The sequence below is a fragment of the Geobacillus uzenensis genome (assembly GCF_002217665.1).
GTDB classification, from domain to species: domain Bacteria; phylum Bacillota; class Bacilli; order Bacillales; family Anoxybacillaceae; genus Geobacillus; species Geobacillus subterraneus.
Genome location: NZ_NEWL01000005.1, coordinates 83313 through 103785 on the forward strand (window position 1 = coordinate 83313; position 20473 = coordinate 103785).

The following is a 20473-nucleotide window of genomic DNA, read 5'->3' on the forward strand; positions in this document are numbered from 1 at the left end:
TACACGTCCTGTTCTTATCGAGAGAAGCGGAGGGAACTGGCCCTGTGAAGCTTCAGCAACCAGCCGTTTGGCGGCCAGGTGCTAAATCCAGCGAATTGAGCGCTCAATTCGGCAGATAAGAAGAAGCATGACCATGGGTATGGAAAAGTCTTCTTCTTCGAAGACTTTTTTTATTTTCCTTTGTTTAGGCGGCCGCTTCGCCGACATGTGAGGCGGGCCAAAGCCGAGGTGCTCGGTTGCCGAGACAGGCAGCAGCGCTTCGGGCGCCATGGCCGTCGGCCGTTTGACCACGAGGGAATTTTTCAGCAGAAGGAGAGAGATGAGATGGAGAAACTGGAAACGTTGTTAGCGCAAATGGGAAACCGGAGCGAAACGGCGACAGGAACGGTCAACCCGCCCGTCTATTTTTCAACTGCCTACCGCCACGCCGGCATTGGGCAGTCAACCGGGTTTGACTACATCCGCACCGGCAATCCAACGCGCAAAATCGTCGAAGAGGCGATCGCCAAGCTGGAAGGCGGTGACCAAGGCTATGCGTTCAGTTCCGGCATGGCCGCCATTCAGACGGTGCTCGCCTTGTTTGAGAGCGGAGATGAGTTTCTCGTATCGGCCGACCTTTACGGCGGCACGTACCGCCTGTTTGAGCGCGGCTGGCGCAAATACGGCCTCGGCTTTCATTACGTCGATTTTGCTGATCTCGCTGCCGTGGAAGAGAAAATCACGGAAAAAACGAAAGCCATCTTTTTGGAGACGCCGACAAATCCGTTGATGCACGAGGCGGATATTTCGGCGGTCGCCAAGCTGGCCAAACAGCATGGGCTATTGTTGATTGTCGATAACACGTTTTACACCCCGGTGCTTCAACGCCCGATCGAACAAGGGGCTGATATTGTCATTCATAGCGCGACGAAATATTTAGGCGGCCATAACGACGTCTTAGCTGGTCTGGTTGTCGCCAAGGGCGAGGAACTTTGTCAACGCTTGGCCGAGTACCATAACGCCATCGGCGCTGTTTTGTCGCCGTTTGATTCCTGGCTGCTGATCCGCGGGATGAAAACGTTGGCGCTAAGGATGCGCCAACATGAAGAAAACGCCAAACAAATCAGCGCCTTTTTGCGCGAACATGAAGATGTCACCGACGTCTTGTACCCGGGAAGAGGAGGGATGTTGTCGTTCCGGATTTCTGATGAAAAATGGGTGAACGGCTTCTTGCAAAGCTTGCGCCTCATTACGTTCGCGGAAAGCTTAGGCGGGGTTGAAAGCTTTATTACGTATCCGGCGACACAGACGCACGCTGACATTCCAGAAGACATCCGCATCCGAAACGGCGTCTGCAACCGGCTACTCCGCTTCTCGGTCGGCATTGAACACGCCGACGATTTAATCGCCGACTTGGCGCAGGCGTTCAAAAACATGAAAGAGGTGTGAGCGATGGAACGGGAATGGTCGTTTTCAACGAAACTGCTCCATAACGAATGGAAAGTCGACCGCGCAACTGGGGCGGTGAGCGTGCCGATCCAGCACGCGTCCACGTTCCATCAGTTCGATTTCGACTCGTTTGGCAAATACGACTACAGCCGCTCCGGCAACCCGACGCGCGAAGCGCTTGAGGAAACGATTGCCGCACTAGAAGGCGGCGTGCGCGGGTTCGCGTTCGCCTCCGGCATGGCCGCCATCTCCACGGCCTTTTTGCTCCTGTCCAAAGGCGACCATGTGCTTGTGACGGAAGACGTCTACGGCGGCACATACCGGATGATTACCGAAGTGTTGAGCCGCTTCGGCATCGAGCATACGTTCGTTGATATGACCGACCTCGAGGCGGTGGCGGAAAACATCCGTCCGAACACGAAAGTCATTTATATGGAAACCCCGTCCAACCCGCTGTTAAAAGTGACCGACATTCGCGCTGTCGTCGAGCTGGCGAAAGCGCATGGCTGTTTGACGTTTTTAGATAACACGTTTATGACCCCGGCGCTGCAGCGCCCGTTAGATCTCGGCGTTGACCTTGTCCTCCACAGCGCGACGAAGTTTTTAGCCGGCCATAGCGACGTCGTCGCCGGACTGGCGGTCGTAAAAGACGAGGAGCTCGGCAAACAGCTGTACAAATTGCAAAACGCCTTTGGCGCCGTCCTCGGCGTCCAAGACGCCTGGCTCGTGCTGCGCGGCATAAAAACGCTCCACGTCCGGCTGAAACAGTCGTCCGAATCAGCGGCCGCCATCGCCGCCTATTTGGCGGGCCATCCAAAGGTGGAGGCAGTGTACTACCCAGGATTGGCGCACCACCCGGGCCATGCGACCCAGCACAATCAGGCGGTGGGGTTCGGTGCTGTGCTGTCGTTCCGCCTAGCGGATGAAGAAGCAGCCCGGACGTTCGTCCGCCACGTCCGCCTGCCGGTGTTCGCCGTCAGCCTTGGCGCCGTCGAGTCGATTTTGTCGTACCCGGCGAAAATGTCGCACGCCGCCATGCCGAAAGACGAGCGGCTTCAGCGCGGCATTACCGACGGCTTGCTGCGGCTGAGCGTCGGGCTTGAGGATGTCAACGATTTGATCGCCGATTTTGAGCAGGCGCTGTCGTTTGTCAATGAGCGTCCGTCGATTTCGGCGCGATAAAGAAGCGAAAAACAAAAAACGGCTATGCTGTCGCGGCAAAGCCGTTTTCCAACCGCCCGATAAGGTATGCACCGTTTCAGCGGATGCATACCTTATCTCGTTTGCTGTTACAGTTCGCGAATAAAGTTAACAGCTGCAAGCGGGATCAGAACGGTTCGCGTTTCCCGCTCATATCCGCCTGCCTCGGCCAAGAGCTCAATGGTTCCGTCCTCTACATCGGTCAATTGTCCTTCAAGCAAGTTGTTATCGGTCGCGACTTGGATCGTTTCGCCGATCAGGCGGCGGAGCTGCTCTTCCAATGTGGCCGCAAAGTCCATCGTTTCCTCCCTCCTTTCAGTCTAGACGGGCGACGGCTTGAATGCTGGCAAACGGAACATAGACGAAGCGACCAAGCGCATCTTCGAGCACAACATAATCGTTTCGGACGGCGATGACAGTGCCGGCCACCGGTCCGAAATTAACCGTAATTTCTACCGTTTCACCGATCAAGTCTTCAAGCTCATCGCGAATATCCCCCACCGGTGGTGCGCCGGTGCGCAGCGCAGCCAAAATCGCCTGCAACAACTCGCGCTCATCTTCTAAGATGGCGCGCTGCTCTCGCTCCTCCTCAAGCATTCTGCGCAAAATCCGTTCCGCATCGCCCCCGTGATCAGCAATGTCTTCTAACAACGAAGTAATCTGTTCGACAGCCGAATCATCGAGATCTAGTTTTTCGAGCCATTTGCGAATTTTTTTCAACTCTTTCGCCGCCTGGCGTAAATGTTTATGGCCCAATCTGTTTTCCTCCTTTCTCTGATTCCGGTTCGTTAACTACGTATATGCATCGCTCTTCCATTCGACACGGGTGCGTATCCGCGGAAAAAAGAACGATTTTTTTTTGCCGCAGGAATGGGGAAAACGGTCGAATTTTGTTAGGAAGGACGGGGGGATAAACAGGAAAAAAGATAGAGAGACAAGGAACATTCTACTGTTTTTCGAGAAAATCAACGATCGTCTCTCACCGTTAAGAAGAAAACTCGATATATAGTAGGTGAGGTGATTGATGATGACGCCAAAGCGAAAACATGACTTCATCAGCGTCGTCATTCCATGCTACAACGCTTCCCGCTACATTCAAGACTGCCTCGACGGACTCGCCAAGCAAACATACCAACAGTTTGAGGCGATTATTGTTGATGACGGTTCCGAGGACCGAAGCGAAGAAACGGTAAAACAATGGATGAAACAACGTTCACCGTTTTTCCCGATCGTGTATAGCAAGCTGCCCCGCAACACCGGCTTTGCCGGGGCGTTAACGGTCGGCTATTTTTTAAGCGCCGGCGAGTACATCGCCGTCCATGACGCCGACGATATCTCTCACCCCGAGCGGTTGGAAAAACAACTTTCCTTTTTGCGCCAGCACCCAAACATCGCTTTGGTCGGCACAAACTACGCCGCCTTTCCCGACGGTCATTTCGAGCGTCAGACGCCCGCCAACTGGCTGGCGTACGGGCGCGACATCCGCCGTGTATACGCCGAAGGCAAACATTGCATTTGCCACGGAACGATTATGTTCCGCGGCGAAGTCTTCGATCGGCTCGGCGGGCCGACAAGACGCATTCACGGCGCGGAAGATTACGAGTTTATTGTCAAGTTTTTAAACGTGAAGCTCGAAATCGACAACTTGCCTGAGATCCTTTACTATTACCGCAGCCATCCGAAACAGCGCTCACGCCAGTTTTACCAGAAAGGAGGGGGTTGATGATGCGCGTCTTGATGGTGCTAGACGGCCTTGATTTCGGGGGAACGGAAACACACACCTTAAGTTTGGCGAAGGAAATGGCGGCCCGCGGCATTCACATCGCCGTCGCCGCCCGCAGCGGGGCGCTCGTCCACCGTTTCAGGGCCGTTGGCTGTCCGTTTTATCCTATCGATTTTCCAGCGGCGATCGACATAGACGAGCAACGGAAAGAACGGCTCGTCGAGCAGCTTGAAGCGGTGATTCAGAAGGAAAACATCTCGATCGTTCACGCTCACCAAACCCCATCCGGCATCCTCGCTGCCCTTGCAGCGCATCGCCGTGGCATTCCGGTTGTCTTTACCGCCCATGGCACGTACTATCCGCCGTCCGAATTGGAAACGATGCTCCGCTTAGCGTCAGCCGCCATCGCGGTCAGCCCGCCCGTCGAGCGGCATATTCGCCCGCTAGCGGCAAGGCGGTTTCTCATTCCAAACGGCATTGACACGAACGAGTTCGCCCCGCTCGGCCGCAAGGGACGGCAGGCGCTCGGCATCCCGGATGACGCCCTTGTCATCGTCTACAGCAGCCGGCTCGCCTGGGCAAAGGCAAGCATTTGCTTTATGCTTTTAAAAGCGTGCAAAGATATAAAACGGCTGTTTCCAAACGTGCATGCCGTCGTTGTCGGAGACGGGCCGCGCTTTTCGGACGTCGAGAACTTGGTCCATCTCATCCACCAAACGTGCCGCGAGACGTTTATCCACCTCGTCGGCGAACAAAGCGACATGGCGCTATATTACTCGCTCGCCGATCTCGTCGTCGGCACCGGGCGAGTCGCCTTAGAAGCCATGGCGTGCGGCAAGCCGGTGCTCGCCGCCGGCAATCACGGCTACTTCGGCCTCGTCGAGCCGAACTCGTATGATGACGCGTGGGAATGCTACTTCGGCGACCACGGCTCACGCCAAGGCTGCAGCCGCTACATCCTTTCTCAAGATATAAAACGGCTCCTGCAATCCCCACTATATCGCGAACAACTCGGCCAGGCCGGACGGGAGTGGGTCATGCGCCAGTTCCATATTCAAACGTGCGTCGATCAAGTGCTGAACGTGTATGAATCATTGTTGAAAGGGGAAACGAAACGATGAAAAAGGTGCTGTACATCGGCTGGCTCGGATTTCAAAACATCGGCGATGAACTGTTATGGAACGTCTTCGCCGCCTCAGCCCGCCAATACGCTCCGGACGTTCGGATCATTCCGTCAACGCCCAAGGTCAATTGGAAAGACACCGCTCCGTACGATGCCGTTGTGCTTGGCGGCGGCTCGCTCTTGCTTCCGGGCTATATGGCCGTTTTGCGCCAAGCGCATGAAGCGGGAAAACAAATATGGATATGGGGAAGCGGCATCGACTGGATCGGCCAAGCGGAAACGGACGCCTTGCGCGCAGGCGCCAGGCCAGCGCTTGACCGTCATTTTTCCGCCAACGACGCCGAGCTGTTCCGCACCGTCCTCGCTTCAGCCGCCTTCGCCGGCATCCGCGGCCCGCTCAGCGAAGCGGTCTTAGATGCGTTAGGCGCCCGTTCGCCAAACGTCCGCGTCATCGGCGACCCCGGGCTGCTTCTGTCGCCTGCCATGCCTGCCGAGCAGCCAAGGACAGAAAAAACGATCGGCATCAACTGGGGGACGACATACAACCGTTTATTCGGACAAAATGAAACGCTCGTCGAAGACGCCCTCGCCCGCGCGGCCAAAACGTGGATTGACGCCGGCTATCGGATTTACTTGTACATCGTTTGGCCAAATGATCGCCCTGCCTGCGAGCGGCTGTACAAGAAAATCAACTGCCCGGAGCGCGTCACCTTCGACCGCACGTTATACAACGAACAGCAGCTCATCGAACGGCTCCGCCCATTGACAGCCACCGTCAACTTTAAACTCCACGCCAACCTATTGTCCCTGGCCGCCCGCGTTCCGGCCGTCATGCTCGGCTACCGGTTGAAAGTCTTCGATTTCGCCGCCTCCCTCAGCCTCGAACAGTACGTCATTTCCACCGCCAGCCCGCAGCTTGATACCGAATTGGTCAAAACGGTGGCCCGCGCTGAGAAGCAGCGTAGCCGCATCATTGAGCAATACGAAGCCGCCCGCCGCCACTACACCCCGCTCCTGCTCGAACCGTTCCGACACGGGCTGTTTCTTTAGGGGGAAGGCGTCTTCCCCTTTTTTCACCATGAACAGCGATTTTTTAAAAAAAAGTTGTTGACAACGTGTATGCTCGTCTATATAATTAAAAATGTGTTCGATAGCGGACAACAAAATATGATTCCGTAGCTCAGCTGGGAGAGCGCCACCTTGACAGGGTGGAGGTCGCTGGTTCGAGCCCAGTCGGAATCATCAAGTGAAATCCCTTGAGCCACAAGGCTTCAAGGGATTTTTTATTTCTGTTGTCATTCGTTATTTTTGGTGTTTTTGGTGACTTGGTGTGATTTTTGGAGTGATTGATGTGAACTACCCTCCACTTACCACCCTTTCGGGTTGCTTGAAGTGGGGGCTTCTCGGGTAATCCTGTCTCATGACAGAAAATCGACCGAGCTAACCCTCCTGTTCCAGGAGTTTGTATTTTCATGCTAATTCTAACAAGCGCAATCCTTCTTTTTTGATATTAATTGCTGAATTATAATCACGGTTGTTTAGTGCAAAATGAAAGTACAGAGTTCTGCAACAAAAAAGTGCAGAGCTTCATGGCATAAAAAAAGGCTTGCCAGCTCCTAAAATTCCCTCTACTGTTAAGGTTGTGAAGAACAAAACAGTGGATTATGTCTTCTGTTGGCAGGCGAAACGATCGATCGAGTTCTTTCCGCTACCTAGGGCATTTTCTATGACCGAAATGCCCTATTTGTGCTGGGCTTTTTTATACACTAGCACTGGGGTGAATAGTTACTTATTTAAAATCACCCATAATAAAATAAATGGTTTTTAATGCATTTATTTTAATAGTTGGGCATTACCCCCATAAAATCTACCAGATCACTGTAGCTGTCCTTTAAGTATCAAAGTATCGCGATGTTGTGGCGATATTGTTATAACCAGCAAGACTCCACACTTTCTCGATATCGCTGTTCGTCACCTTTAGCATCCACTTACAAAACGTATGGCAGAACATATGTGGAGTTAATTTTTTATTCAGCAGGCTGTAACTTTCAATCATTCGTTGGATGCCTCAAAAACCAAAAATGGAAATTAATTCAAGAAAGCATTAAATTCCATGCTTTGCAACAAAATCGGTTATTGTAGTTAAGACCGGATCCGCTCCCTCATCCTGAAAAGTATCAGCACTTAGAGAAGTTTCAAGTTACCAAGTCTAAGCATTTAGAACTAGAGCGATAATGTGCATTGACAGAACTTCATATGGATAAAAAAGCCCGGAATTGGATTATATTAGAAATTTATCATGAATGCTATAATTGTAATTGCTCAAAATGGCAAAAAAATCTAAAATATTATGTTGTAATATTACTGGGGGAAGTGGTTCAAAATGACTATTAGTACAAATAGTACAAATAACGTTTTATATGACTATAAGTTTAGCTTACTTAGAAATTTTGGGATAAATCAACTTAAAAATTACCTAAAAACAAAAATTGAAGACTTTAATAAATTATTTAGACAGGCTTCTGGGAGTTCTTACGAAAAAATTCAAACAGTATTAAATGAACAGGTATCCCAAGGTTTTGACGATAGTGAAATAGATAAAACATTCTTTGAGGCTATAGTACATTTGTTTCCTGAGAGATGTTATTACTTGAATATAACTACAGACTTAACAGCAAATGAAGCCTTTCAAGAGCTAAAAACATCGAGTAAATATTCACCATATATTGAACGTAAGTTGTCTCAAGTTGTACACCCAGATGAAAAGTTAATTACAATTAGACAAGAAGGAAACAGAATTATTTTTCTTTTTAAATTGGGAATGGCGGAATTAGGTATAAAAAAAGAAAAATGTGCTTTTTATGTTTCGTGTATACTAGACTTTAAACATAAGCATATGGAAATACGTTTAAACCAACATTTGTTAAGGAACACTACAAACATACAGTTAAGACACGTAATTAATTATATGTATCAATTCGTTAACAACCAATTACCAATTGCTTTAATCGCGTCAAAACCTGGAGAAGCAAAAATACATAAAGGTTTATATAAATTGTTTTTAGATGAATCTAACAAGTCCTTAAGATTAATAAAAAAAGAAGTTGCCAAAAATGAAGAAAAGGAAAGTACCAAGTTAACGGAGAAAGAATTAAGACAAAATATCTCTAAATACTTGAAAGAGCAACTCCACATATCCAATCCAGATCCTTTTGTAGAGAAAGTAATGACTGTTAAATATCAAGATACTGTTCATAACATGAAACTAGAAGATTTTATTAAAGACGGCGGTTATATTTTTGGATTCGGTTTTATTGATCGAAAAATAACTAGGTCAGTCAATCGAAACGAGGATCACAAGCCTGTTTACTATTCTAAAATTTACTGGAATCTAAAGGATTTGGTAAAAGAATATGAAGAAATATCAGAGATTGGAGTTTATTGGAGATTTAATAAGAATGATTTTATGAAAAGGCTTACTGGTAAAGAGAAGGAAGAGGATTTGTCATTTGTCGAGGTAGCATTTAAAGAAATTCATAGTGTGTTGGAAATTCATTATTATGTAGATTATACCCAATCGAATTCATTAGCCTCATCTGTAGACGAAAGGAGGATTAAGGAAGAGTATGTTATTCAAAAGATTAAGGGATTTATACAATGAAAATGAAGTTCTTGCCAAAGAATATCCTCTAGATGAATATTTTCCTTTGCTACAGAATTTTATTGCAAAAGAGGTTAGTTTAGGAGCTGAGTACCTTAGTCCTTATAGATTCGCATTATCGTATTCGAAATCTCCAAAAGAAGCTATTCGCTTCTTTTTAGGACTGACTGATAGTGAACATATTATAAAACAACAATTTAAATATGAATGTGATAGGTGTGGTAAAATAAACATTATTAAAGATGAAGAATCTCTATTTAATTTTAAATGCAGAGAATGTGGTTTTGAAGATAATCTTACTTCTTCACCTGATTACTTAAGCGAGGTAAAGTTACTATTTAGAATTAATGAAGAGTTGCTGGAGGAAGTTAAAAAAAATTTAAAGGATAACCCCCTTTCTAATGTATTACAATCGTCTTCAGCTGTATTAGAAAGGGGGATAGATGAAGAAGTTTCTCTAGAATCAGCTGAAGAACTGATTTATAAAGATGGGAAACCTATTGGCAAAAGATCAATGGAACTCCAACGAAAAATCAGAAGATACAGAGATATAATGTATAGGGGATAAAAGTAATGTCAGGTAATAGACAAGAAAAGAGACAATCTATTACACCATTCCACTTAATTTTATTAGTAATCTTTCTAGCTGTGTTTTCAAGCTTTTCACTTATTTTATTACTTATTAATAAGAAATTCCTAATTGATGAAAAAAGTGTAGATCTCTTGGATATGTATATAAGGGCTTCTTTTGTATTGATTGGAAGTACACTTTCTGGAATTGTAGCTTTCTTCATATTTTATTTACAAGAAAAGAGTAAGGAAAGGGAAAAGAAAGAAAACGAAGAAAAACATTACGAAAATATAAGAGATGAATTCGAAGATAACCGTGCAGTATTAAAAAAAGTCATAAAAATAATGGGGGAAGGCTCTTTATCCGACTTGGCTGCTGAAATTGCGGAGGAAAAGGAAGTAAAGGAAATTTTCCTAGCGGTGTATACACAGCTAAACTTTACATTTTACTTGGATTTCCTGAAGGAGTTAAAAAACAAAGAATATAGTAATCATATAAAAGCTTTCAAGAAATCATATCAGATTTACAAGTACTTAGATTTAATTATTAATAAATTAGAAAATAAGGAAAATATCGAACAGATCTTAAAGTTAATAAAAGATGATATAGTTGAAATGAATGAACTTTATTTAGGTACCATATTTAAAGATAAAGATGAATAACTGGATTTGTATAAGCTGTTACTTTAGAAGCTATCGCTCAGATCCTAGATATTGTGTAAAATTCCCTTCAAGGAGCTAGATGCAACCAACAGGTAAAGTTGGTCCTTACGTTCCTTTATTAAGAGTTCAAAATTAGTACTGTGGCGTTAAAAATACTTGGACATATTTAAAAGATGAGACTGAGTTACAAAATAATCGAAAGGATATCCCCAAAGTTTACAATTTTAAAGGGATATCCTTTTTAATATCAACTTTCATCAGTCTTAATGTTAAAATTTCGGCAATGCCTCTACAGCATCCGCCAAATCACTATAGCTTTCTTTTAAATATCGTGATGTTGTAGCGATATTGCTATGACCAGCAAGCCTTCGTACCTTCTCGATGTCATTGTTCGTCGCTTTTAACATCCATTTACAAAGCGTATACCGGAACATATGGGACGTCAGTTTTTTATTCGGAAGGCTGTAACTCTCGATCATTCGCTGAATGTCCCGAACCGAAAATTCCGGTGATCGCTGACTGTAAAAGACGTATGGCGATTGAGCGATATGCGGCTTCTTTTTCGCCATTCCTGCGCGAAACTCGAACCAATCCTCCAATTCCGCCAGCAAGATATTCGAGATCGACACCGTTCGGACTTTCATCCCCTTTCCCACGATCCGAATGTGTTTTAACTCCAAATCTAAGTCTGTTAATTTAAGATTCGACAGTTCTTCCACACGCTTTGAATAACCCTCTTCCTTGAATAATTCTTTAAGAACAGGAAAAAAGATGTTACAATTAAGTTAATATTATACGATTAAAATGAAAGATTGAAAAAGCCGATCTAGGATGGCTCTAAATTCTAATGAAACTAGTGATGAAAATGATATTAAACTTTTTCTTCTACTTGATTAATAAAAATATGCTTTGTTAAAAACACAGATATTTTAAGTTGCTTACATTATTCTGATAATACTTGGAGGTAAATGAGGTAAATAATATGATTAATTGGAAAGAGGTAAAACCTTCAAATTTTGAAAAGTTTATATTCTACGTTTTAGGTAAAATGGGATTTCATGACAGAAGATGGTATGGAAAAGGAGGGGGAGATGGTGGTAGAGACATTGTTGCATATACTACTGAAGAACTCCCCTTCAACTTAGAATATCAAAGAAAGTGGATTTTTCAGTGCAAAAAATGGGGGAAAATGCCATCTAACAACACAATAATTAATGAGATTCAAACTGCTCGTCAACACAAACCTGATTTTTGGGTTTTAGTAATTACAGTTGATCCTACACCTAATCAAATTGACTGGTTTAATAGGTTGAACACAAATGGTGACTTTCCATTTAAGATTAAGTTTATTCCATTAGCAGTTATAGAAGAAATAATATATACATATCCCGAGTCGAAAAATATATTATATTATGGAGATATTAATGAAGGGAGTTTGGTGTAGTGTATAAGTTAAAATACGATGAGATCGAAAATAAATTAATTCAAATTGATCCCCATGGTAAAGAAACGGTAATTGCTAGTGAATTTCCCTCTAAGCCAGTATTTTCTCCTAATAATCAAATGGCTATCTATATAAATCCTTTAGAATGGGAATGCCTTGGTAGTTTATATTTATACAATTTGCAAAATGGATACATTGAAGAAATTATCTCACCAGACGAAGACCAAAATATACCCAAATATGCGATATGGATAGATAATAATAACATCGCTGTAATTATTGGTTATGGTTTTGGTACTGTCCATGTAGGCGGAAATGTTTTTATTTATCATATTCCAAGTGCGAAACTAAAAAAAATTACTTCATACCCTCCTGAAATTCAAATCACAAAATTAACAATTAAAGGTGAGATAATGAGCCTAAATGGTATTAAGTATATTGATGAAGCTCTAAATGAGTTCAGGGAATATTATGATGAAATACCACTTAGCCAGCTGTTTTAGGCTTTCAAATTCTATAGTAAGGTAAATTATTGAAAAGGATAGATTCGTTCACAGTATCTATCCTTTTAAATTTTCATTTTAACGATTAATAATAGCATTCTACTCATACCCATCAACCGGAGTTCGACAGTTTTGAGGCCGTTTTAGGCAAATGAAAATGGCCAAAATGCTGTTATATCAAGGATTTTGCGATGTGGATCCTCGAAAAAACGCCGAATTTCATAGGCATACGACTGGTTTGTTTTAACTTTTAAAACAGCTGAATTTCGTTATGGGCATGTACATACGAAGAGTGATACGCAAAAACAAAGAGGGAACGACCGTGGCGTATCTCCAGTTGGCTCACAACGAATAGGATCCAAAGGCCAACTATGTGAAAGCGAAAGTGATTTATTCGTTTGGGCGCGAAGATGAGGTGAATCACGAAGAGGTAAGAGGAATTACATTTCTCCTTAAAAATAACTGAACAAGGTTCGTTTATCGTAGAAGAGCATTCAGGTATATTCTTTCCAATTGATGTTTAATTTCTGGTTGGGAGGATTATCTAAGTTTTGTAATAGGATTTCCCAAAAGCGATCGCTTTTGGGTCCCCCTGTTTATTGCAAAATTAAAGTGCAGAGATGTGCAAAATTTTTATGCAAATGGTTATGCAGAGGGGCTTTACATGGAGGGGTAGCCATGATAACCTGTTTGGGTTTGCCAAATCTGTTACAGCTGGCCGCTTGGCAAAAGAATCATGGTTGCAGAGGCTCCATGTCAAGCCCTCAATAGCGAGAATTCAGATTGAATTTTTATGCAATATAAACGAATTTATATACTGCAATACTCTGCACTTTTTCCTTGCAAAAAACATCCCCCTCTATTACATTTATCATGGCTCAAATTATGGTTCATAATTCCTGTTTTTTGAGGAATCGTAACCAAACATAAAAAGAATTAAAAATACCCTTTATAAAAATTCATCGATATGCTATATTTACAACGTAAGGATCATCAGTTATACCTTGTTTTAGCGTCACAATACAATGAACAATCTTTTGCATAAGGAAATTTTTTTGTACCAATCCAATCTAATAAAGGAATCGAAAATTCCTTTTGAAAAAATTAAGGAGGAAATGTGATGAACAACGAAAAAGCATTACCGTTTATTTATGAATTGACAAATCAATTCGACAAGAAGGAAATGGAAAAAGGATTAGTAATAGAATTATTAAAGCTGCATACTTTGTTTTTTGCCATGGAGAATGAAAAATATGGTGAGAAGCTCACAAACATCATAACAAGGGAAGAACTTAAAAATCGCCGCGGAAATGTAAAAGAGACCATCCAATCTTTATACCGTACGCTTGAAAGCATAGAGCCTTCACTCTCTGGCGTGTTTCTTAACGATACATTCAAGAACATCGAGGAAACCACTCTTTATAAATTAGTGGTCCTTCTTGAACGATATGGATTAACGAAAACGGAGTATCAAAATAACGAGGCTACGACAGTTTTTTTTGAAACATTAATAAAAGAGCTGCTTGCATCTTCAAAAGGTTATGACTTCACACCTGATGGCCTGTCACAGCTAATGATTCAGGCATTAAAGCCAATTACGGGATCCGTATATGACGGAACCGCTGGAATTGCAAATATACTGGTTGATGCCTACCGATACGCTAAAGGCAAAGGAAAAGATATTTCTGTTTATGGACAAGAGATTAACGAAGAGTTATATGTTATTGGCAAGCTGAATTTGTTTGTCAATCATATCTTGCCAGAACAGGGAGATATGAAATTGGGTGATACCATTCGTGACCCGAAATGGCTCGAAAATGGGCGTCTGATGCAATTTGACTATATTATGATGAATTTCCCATTCGGTTTAAGAGATTGGGGATATGAGTTTGCCATCAATGACCCTTATCATCGATTTGAATTATATGATCTTCCATCTAAATCACAAGGAGATTATTCCTTTATATTACATGCATTGGCGTCTTTAAATCAGGAAGGGAAAGCGGCATTAATCGTTCCTTTTGGAACACTGGTTAGAGGTGCGGCAGAAAGAAAAATTCGTTCCATCCTATTAAAAGACGATGTAATCGAAAGCATTGTTTCCCTTCCAAACAATTTATTTAGCGGAACGGGTATTCAGGTGGCGCTTCTTCTATTGAATAAACATAAACCAAGCCACAAAAAAGGCAAAGTGCAATTCATTAATGCCGAAGGGGATTATGAGCGGACAAGAACACAGAAATATTTGACTTCCAAACATGTCCAGAAAATCATTGAAACGCTCGAGGAATATGAAAACAAAGAAAAATACTCACGCATTGTTACTATAGATGAAATTGCCGAAAATAATTGGGACTTAAACCCATCCTTATACTTCATTCATGTGGAACTGGACACAGAATTCGGCAAGATCGTCTTTAATAAGAAAAAATACGAAAGCGAAGCGGAAAAACTTGTGCAGATCGGGGACATTGCGGAGGTCATCCGCGGCGTGAATCTTCCAACCCGCAGACAAATCGAAAGTGCAGACGGGGAGTTATTCCCTGTTATTCAAATACGAGATATCGAAAATGGAGAAATACGATTTGAAACCATTGATGAATTTCCGATTCAAACAAGAGATGTACAGCGTGTTACCGCACAGCCGGGGGACATTTTAGTGTCAAGCAGGGGAACCCAACAGAAAATTGCCATTGTTCCGGAATACGATGGAACGATTTTAGTATCGAATATGTTTATTATCATTCGCCTTCATTCTACAAAAGAAGTCGATCCTGTCTACGTCAAACGTTTCTTAGAAAGTCCGATTGGCCAATACTTTTTTGAAGCTCATCAAAGCGGATCTATTGCAACAGTTTTAACTCCAAATGATATTCGCTCCATCGAGCTGCCTTTGCTTCCTATTGAGCAGCAACAGGAGATGATTAGACAATTGGAAGAGGCAGATGAATTAATTCGCAAAGCTTATGAAGAGAGAAAGAAAAAATACTTTGATGCTTATCAAAAATTTGGCATCGGAGCTTTTATCCGACCAATGACAAAGCAGGGGGAATGAGTGTTGAAAAAGAAACTTCTTCTTGAATTAAGAAATAGTTTAAGAAGACGAGGATTTTGGGTGAACGTAGTAGATGAGGAATTAGTTTTGGATCTATGGTATTCAAAATCTAACTTCATCGAAATGGTCAGTTTATTAACAGCATTACAAATAGGCGTTAGCATTGGCGAACAAGGGATTCGGCTGAAGCCGAATACCCTTGTTTCGGATGCACTATTCCAGCAAATAGAGTTTTTTCATCGACAAGGATGGAACTGGTTTTCTGTTTCAAGACCACAAGAAGTCCCAGCGGCATGGAATCATAATCCGGACAATGACCTCTCTATATTAGATTTGGACAGCGGGATTGCTAGTCTAGTATTTGCATTAAATAAAGTCGGGTTATATACTTCTATGAGTTGTGACGGCCATGGGCAAAGAGAACCAAACATCTGGCTACACAGACAGGATTATGCTGAAACAATCCGGAACATACTTATGGAAGCTAATCAACAAGTCAGTTTTGCGTATGATTGGGAAATAAAGAAAGGATATAGAAATATTGTTCTAACCGCAAAGAAGCGTTTATCCAACGATAAATGGGATGTGGAGAAAATACAGGATGATGCATTAGCTTTATCAGAATACATTTATAAAAACTATTCTGCATCTACTGGTAAGAAGTTGAGTCGTTATAATAGAGTTTCTAAGGAATAGGGAACGCTGTATAATTAAAGTTGGAACACTTTGGAGCATCCTAATGATTTCAAGTCTTTACTTTTGTTTTTCAACAAATCCTAGTATGAAAAAGATAAAGAAACAGGAGGCAGAGTATGACTGTAAAAGCAGACATCGATTTTCAAAAGGATTTGTTTGAGGCGGCAAATAAAATGCGCGGGAGTGTGGCTCCTGCTGATTATAAACACTATGTTCTTCCGTTAATCTTTTTGCGCTACCTTTCTAACAAGTATGAAAAGCGCCGAAAAGAATTAGAGCAAATCGTAAAAGATCCAAGCAGCGATTGGTATACGGAAGATGATGAAATGCGGCAAGTCATTATCACCGATCCGGACCAATATAAGGCGGAAAACGTCTTTGTAGTGCCTGAAGAAGCAAGTTGGTCTTATATTATGAAAAACGCCAAGCAGCCAAATATCAAAGAGATTCTTGATAACGCGATGAAGCGTCTTGAAGAGGAAAACCCAGAACTGGAAGGGATATTGCCGCGAATTTACCAAGGTTCGAACTTACCACCTGAAAACGTAGCAGGATTAATCGAAATTTTTTCTCGTGATGTATTTAGCGCCAATACGGATGACAGTGTAGATATATTGGGCCGTACATATGAGTATTTTATTAGTTCTTTTGCCGCTTCCGAAGGCAACAGAGGCGGAGAATTCTTTACGCCATCCAGTATCGTTAAGTTGCTTGTTGCTATGCTGGAGCCGAAAAGCGGGATTGTGTTTGATCCTGCGTGCGGCAGCGGTGGGATGTTTATACAAAGTGAAGAATATGCTCCAAACAAACACGCTCTTTCGTTTTACGGGCAAGAAAATGTAGTAACGACCGTACGTCTTGGAAAAATGAACATTTTGTTGCATGGCATCAATGCAGAAATTCGCTTAGGAGACTCGCTATTAAACGATCAGTTCCCTGATTTAAAGGCCGATTACGTTATTGCCAATCCGCCATTTAACCAAAAAGATTGGGGAGCAGATCGTTTATCAAAGAATGACCCGCGCTTAATTGGGCCTGTTACAAACAGCAATGCGAACTATATGTGGATGCAACACTTTCTATACCATTTAAATGATGCAGGCACCGCAGGATTTGTCATGGCAAACGGAGCGATGACAACGAATGTCAAAGAGGAAAAGGAAGTTCGTCAAAAATTAGTGGACGAGGGATATATTGACTGCATTGTTCAATTGCCTGAAAAACTGTTCTTTACAACAGGCATTCCATGCTGCTTATTCTTTTTAAGCAAAAACCGTGACGGCAAAAACGGCTATCGGGCAAGAAAAAATGAAATTTTGTTTATCGATGCTCGTAAAATGGGAACCCTCGTTAGTCGTAAGCAAAAAGCGTTGTCTAAAGAGGAAATTGATAAAATCGCAGCCGTTTATCGTGCCTATAAATACGAAGGGGCAGAAGGATACGAAGACGTTGTTGGGTTCTGTAAAGTTGCAACAATTGAAGAAGTTCGGGCAAATGACTACAAATTAACACCGGGCATTTATGTTGGAACAGAAGTATCAGATGAGGATGATATACCATTTGAAGAAAAAATGGCTGAATTAACACAGCGTCTCTTGGAACAATTTGAAGAATCGAATCGCCTTCAAGAGAAGATTAAGAGAGACTTGGAGGGATTGGTTTGATAAAAAAAGAATGGAAATTAGAGTCTATGGGAGATCTTTGTGATATAAGTTCAAGTAAAAGGATATTTATGAAGGAATATGTAAATGAGGGTATTCCTTTCTACAGATCAAAAGAAATTATTAAGAAACATCATGATGAACCGATAAATGAAACTTTATATATATCTACAGAAAGATATGAAGAGATAAAGGAAAAGTATGGTGTACCAATTGAAGGAGATTTATTACTGACATCTGTGGGTACGTTAGGTGTACCCTATCTTGTGAAAAAGGAAGATAAATTTTATTTTAAAGACGGAAATTTAACATGGTTTAAAAACTTTCGTTCAGATGTTTTAAGTGAGTATATTTATTATTGGTTTCAATCTGATGTAGGAAAAAGAGAAATAGATAAAATTACAATAGGTTCAACGCAAAAAGCAATAACTATTGATTCATTAAAAAAATTATCAATATTGTTACCACCAATAAATGTACAGAGAAAAATCTGCGATATATTGCACTCCATTAACTATAAGATTACTTTAAATAAACGTATTAACAGTACATTAGAAGAAATGGCTATGACCTTATACAAACATTGGTTTGTTGAGAATGGGGATTTAGAGAGAGTTTCAATAGAGGAGTTTGGTAGTATTATTGGTGGAGGAACACCTAAAACAACAGTTGCAGAATATTGGGATGGTAATATTCCTTGGATTTCGGTAAAGGATTTGAATTCAGCTGTGATCATTGAAACAGAGAAAAAAATAACTGAAGCAGGGCTGAATAATAGTTCCACAAAATTATTACCATCATTCTCAACAGTTTTATCGGCAAGAGGTACAATCGGAAACATCAGTATTATAGGTAAAGAGATGACTATGAACCAATCGTGCTACGCAGTAAAGGCAAAAGATGAACTGGACTGTTTTGTATTTTTAACCTTAAAAAGTTCAATAAATACCTTGATTAGTCAGTCACATGGTTCTGTATTTAACACTATAACAAAAGATACATTAAAATCATTAGAGTTACCGTTTAATAAGGATTTTGCAATTAAATTTGAGAAGAAAGTAAAACCTATGTTTTTACAAATATTATCAAACACTTTAGAAAACAAAGAGTTACAAGACATTAGAGACTATCTCCTCCCTCGCCTTTTATCAGGTGAAATTGATGTATCTAAAGCAGAAAAACAAGTAGAAGAAGTACTTTAAATTGGATATAGATTCGACTAGGAGGTGCAAGCAACATGACGAGACCTCTAGGTGAAACGGAATTTGAAGAGACGACGATTGAACGTTTAAAACGGTTAGGTTATGACTATCTTCATGCGCAGGAATTGTTTCAGCGTGGAGAGCGGGACAGTCTTCACGAGGTAGTTCTTTACGGTCGGTTGGAAGCCTTCTTAAAGAAGGCTTATCCGGCCATACCGGAACAAGAAATCAAAAGGCTTGCTCAAATTTTGACGGCGCCGGATGGGGTAAAACTGATTAACCGAAATATGCATTTTCACCAAATGTTGACGAAAGGAATTGAATTTTCTTATGAGGTAAACGATGAAACGTACACGCCTCATGTTTTCCCGATCGATTGGGAACATCCGGAGAACAATGACTTTTTAGTGGTCAATCAATTACCGATTGAAGGACGCATGTCCCGCCGTCCAGATATCGTTATATATATTAACGGTTTGCCGATGATTGTATTTGAGTTAAAAAACCCGAACAACGAGCAGGCGACTGTTTATGATGCATATACCCAAATCCAAAACTATACGTATGATATCTCGCAATTATTTAACTACAACGCTTTTGTTGTCATTTCCGATAACGTGGAAACGAAGCATGGAATGCCGTTTGCCGATTACGATTTCTTTGCCTCATGGAAATCGATTGATGGACGAAATGTCGATAACAACCGCGCCAATACGATGCGCACGCTGATTGAAGGATTATTTCCAAAAGACCGTCTATTAAACTATATTCGTAATTTTATTGTCTTTTTGGAGGAAGGAAGTAAAATTACAAAAATTGGCGCGAAATATCACCAATTTTTTGGCGTAAACTTCGCTGTCAATGAAGCGATCCGTGCAACGCGTCCGGATGGGGATCGGAAAATCGGGGTAATGTATCATACAACGGGTTCGGGTAAATCGCTAAGCATGTTATTTTTCGCAGGAATTTTGTCTCGCCACCCGGAAATGGAAAATCCATCTATTGTCATTCAAGTGGATCGTAATGACCTAGACGAACAGTTGCATGATACGTTTGTGCAGGGGAAATCATACATCGGCCATGTGCATCACGCGGAAAGTACCGAACAGTTGCGAACATTACTGAGAGGGGAAGCGGGACAAATTATTTTCTCCACTATTGAAAAATTCCGTAAAAAAGAAGGAGAAACCCGACACCCTATTTTATCGGAAAGACGAAACATTGTTGTGATTGCCGATGAAGCACATCGCACCCAAGCCGGTTTTGCGGGCGGATTTGCCGCTCAGTTGCGTTATGCTTTGCCGAACGCTTCCTATATTGGATTTACTCGATTCTCGTAGACCAATACCGGATCACCGACATTCGAGCGAATTCCATGGCCGGGTTTGAAGTGGCACTCGATGGCATCTTGTTGGCTTATTCCTTGGTCACACTAGGGCTGGTTGAGCGCTGACGCTCAACTAGCACCACGGGTGAAAATAATATATTTGTTCAAACTAATAAGGAAAACGTACCTTTAATTGTTAATGCCCTCGTGGAGCACG

16 protein-coding genes, 1 tRNA gene, 4 pseudogenes and 1 riboswitch are annotated in these 20473 nt (G+C 42.4%); of the genes and pseudogenes, 17 read left to right on the plus strand and 4 right to left on the minus strand.

The features are described from left to right. Window positions 1-11 precede the first annotated feature (11 nt). Window positions 12-122, plus strand: a riboswitch (SAM riboswitch). Between the two features lie 202 nt (window positions 123-324). Continuing rightward, window positions 325-1428, plus strand: coding sequence for a methionine biosynthesis PLP-dependent protein (locus tag B9L21_RS05740; protein WP_063165619.1), 1104 nt, complete (start codon window positions 325-327; stop codon window positions 1426-1428). A gap of 3 nt (window positions 1429-1431) precedes the next feature. After that, a complete protein-coding gene (gene metC / locus B9L21_RS05745; protein ID WP_063165620.1) occupies window positions 1432-2610 on the plus strand; it encodes a cystathionine beta-lyase in 1179 nt (392 codons plus the stop codon). A gap of 107 nt (window positions 2611-2717) precedes the next feature. Here the strand turns inward: metC and B9L21_RS05750 are convergent, their stop codons facing one another. Both B9L21_RS05750 and B9L21_RS05755 read right to left on the minus strand, forming a co-directional pair. Continuing rightward, entirely contained in the window at window positions 2718-2927 is a 210-nt protein-coding gene (locus B9L21_RS05750) for a hypothetical protein (RefSeq protein WP_063165621.1), read from the minus strand. A 16-nt stretch (window positions 2928-2943) separates the two neighbouring features. Continuing rightward, window positions 2944-3384, minus strand: a complete 441-nt coding sequence (locus B9L21_RS05755) for a hypothetical protein (protein ID WP_063165622.1) — start codon at window positions 3382-3384, stop codon at window positions 2944-2946. A gap of 271 nt (window positions 3385-3655) precedes the next feature. Here B9L21_RS05755 and B9L21_RS05760 point away from each other — a divergent pair, with 271 nt between their 5' ends. The 4 genes from B9L21_RS05760 (at window position 3656) to B9L21_RS05775 (ending at window position 6716) form a co-directional block, all read left to right on the plus strand. After that, the gene (locus B9L21_RS05760; RefSeq protein WP_413229270.1) at window positions 3656-4351 is read left to right on the plus strand and encodes a glycosyltransferase family 2 protein; all 696 of its coding nucleotides are present in this window, start codon (window positions 3656-3658) and stop codon (window positions 4349-4351) included. Further along, window positions 4351-5472, plus strand: a complete 1122-nt coding sequence (locus tag B9L21_RS05765) for a glycosyltransferase family 4 protein (protein ID WP_063165624.1) — start codon at window positions 4351-4353, stop codon at window positions 5470-5472. Before B9L21_RS05760 ends, B9L21_RS05765 begins: the two co-directional genes overlap by 1 nt. Beyond that, window positions 5469-6524, plus strand: coding sequence for a polysaccharide pyruvyl transferase family protein (locus tag B9L21_RS05770; protein ID WP_063165625.1), 1056 nt, complete (start codon window positions 5469-5471; stop codon window positions 6522-6524). Before B9L21_RS05765 ends, B9L21_RS05770 begins: the two co-directional genes overlap by 4 nt. Window positions 6525-6643: 119 nt before the next feature. Next, window positions 6644-6716: transfer RNA gene (locus tag B9L21_RS05775), tRNA-Val, on the plus strand. A gap of 596 nt (window positions 6717-7312) precedes the next feature. Here B9L21_RS05775 and B9L21_RS05780 read toward each other — a convergent pair. Next, window positions 7313-7542: pseudogene (locus tag B9L21_RS05780) on the minus strand (tyrosine-type recombinase/integrase); the annotation flags it as partial. 315 nt (window positions 7543-7857) lie between these two features. Here B9L21_RS05780 and B9L21_RS05785 point away from each other — a divergent pair. From B9L21_RS05785 to B9L21_RS05795, 3 genes are read left to right on the plus strand one after another with little or no spacing between them, the layout of a single operon-like run. Continuing rightward, window positions 7858-9135: a hypothetical protein gene (locus B9L21_RS05785; protein WP_063165906.1), complete on the plus strand. Its 1278-nt coding sequence runs from the start codon at window positions 7858-7860 to the stop codon at window positions 9133-9135. Further along, a complete protein-coding gene (locus B9L21_RS05790) occupies window positions 9101-9703 on the plus strand; it encodes a hypothetical protein (protein ID WP_063165905.1) in 603 nt (200 codons plus the stop codon). Before B9L21_RS05785 ends, B9L21_RS05790 begins: the two co-directional genes overlap by 35 nt. Before the next feature lie 5 nt (window positions 9704-9708). Continuing rightward, window positions 9709-10368, plus strand: a complete 660-nt coding sequence (locus B9L21_RS05795) for a hypothetical protein (RefSeq protein ID WP_063165904.1) — start codon at window positions 9709-9711, stop codon at window positions 10366-10368. A gap of 269 nt (window positions 10369-10637) precedes the next feature. Here the strand turns inward: B9L21_RS05795 and B9L21_RS05800 are convergent. Further along, window positions 10638-11090, minus strand: a pseudogene (locus B9L21_RS05800) (tyrosine-type recombinase/integrase); the annotation flags it as partial. A 260-nt stretch (window positions 11091-11350) separates the two neighbouring features. On the opposite strand from B9L21_RS05800, the gene B9L21_RS05805 reads away from it, so the two are divergent. From B9L21_RS05805 to B9L21_RS17275, 8 genes and pseudogenes are all read left to right on the plus strand, one after another. Then, a complete protein-coding gene (locus B9L21_RS05805) occupies window positions 11351-11812 on the plus strand; it encodes a restriction endonuclease (RefSeq protein WP_063857308.1) in 462 nt (153 codons plus the stop codon). Then, on the plus strand, window positions 11812-12315 hold the full coding sequence (locus B9L21_RS05810; protein WP_063165903.1) for a DUF4652 domain-containing protein: 504 nt from the start codon (window positions 11812-11814) through the stop codon (window positions 12313-12315). The genes B9L21_RS05805 and B9L21_RS05810 overlap by 1 nt, the downstream gene beginning before the upstream one ends. Window positions 12316-13435: 1120 nt before the next feature. Further along, window positions 13436-15370 carry an N-6 DNA methylase gene (locus B9L21_RS05825; RefSeq protein ID WP_063165902.1) on the plus strand — a complete coding sequence of 645 codons (1935 nt, stop codon included), beginning with the start codon at window positions 13436-13438 and terminating at the stop codon, window positions 15368-15370. Beyond that, entirely contained in the window at window positions 15371-16066 is a 696-nt protein-coding gene (locus B9L21_RS05830; protein WP_063165901.1) for a hypothetical protein, read from the plus strand. A 116-nt stretch (window positions 16067-16182) separates the two neighbouring features. After that, window positions 16183-17730 (plus strand): type I restriction-modification system subunit M, encoded by a 1548-nt coding sequence (locus B9L21_RS05835; RefSeq protein WP_063165900.1) that lies wholly within the window; start codon window positions 16183-16185, stop codon window positions 17728-17730. Next, window positions 17727-18929 (plus strand): restriction endonuclease subunit S, encoded by a 1203-nt coding sequence (locus tag B9L21_RS05840; RefSeq protein WP_063857306.1) that lies wholly within the window; start codon window positions 17727-17729, stop codon window positions 18927-18929. Before B9L21_RS05835 ends, B9L21_RS05840 begins: the two co-directional genes overlap by 4 nt. Before the next feature lie 35 nt (window positions 18930-18964). After that, window positions 18965-20257: pseudogene (locus B9L21_RS05845) on the plus strand (type I restriction endonuclease subunit R); the annotation flags it as partial. Next, window positions 20251-20382: pseudogene (locus tag B9L21_RS17275) on the plus strand (IS982 family transposase); the annotation flags it as partial. The pseudogenes B9L21_RS05845 and B9L21_RS17275, both read left to right, overlap by 7 nt. Between the last annotated feature and the right edge of the window lie 91 nt (window positions 20383-20473).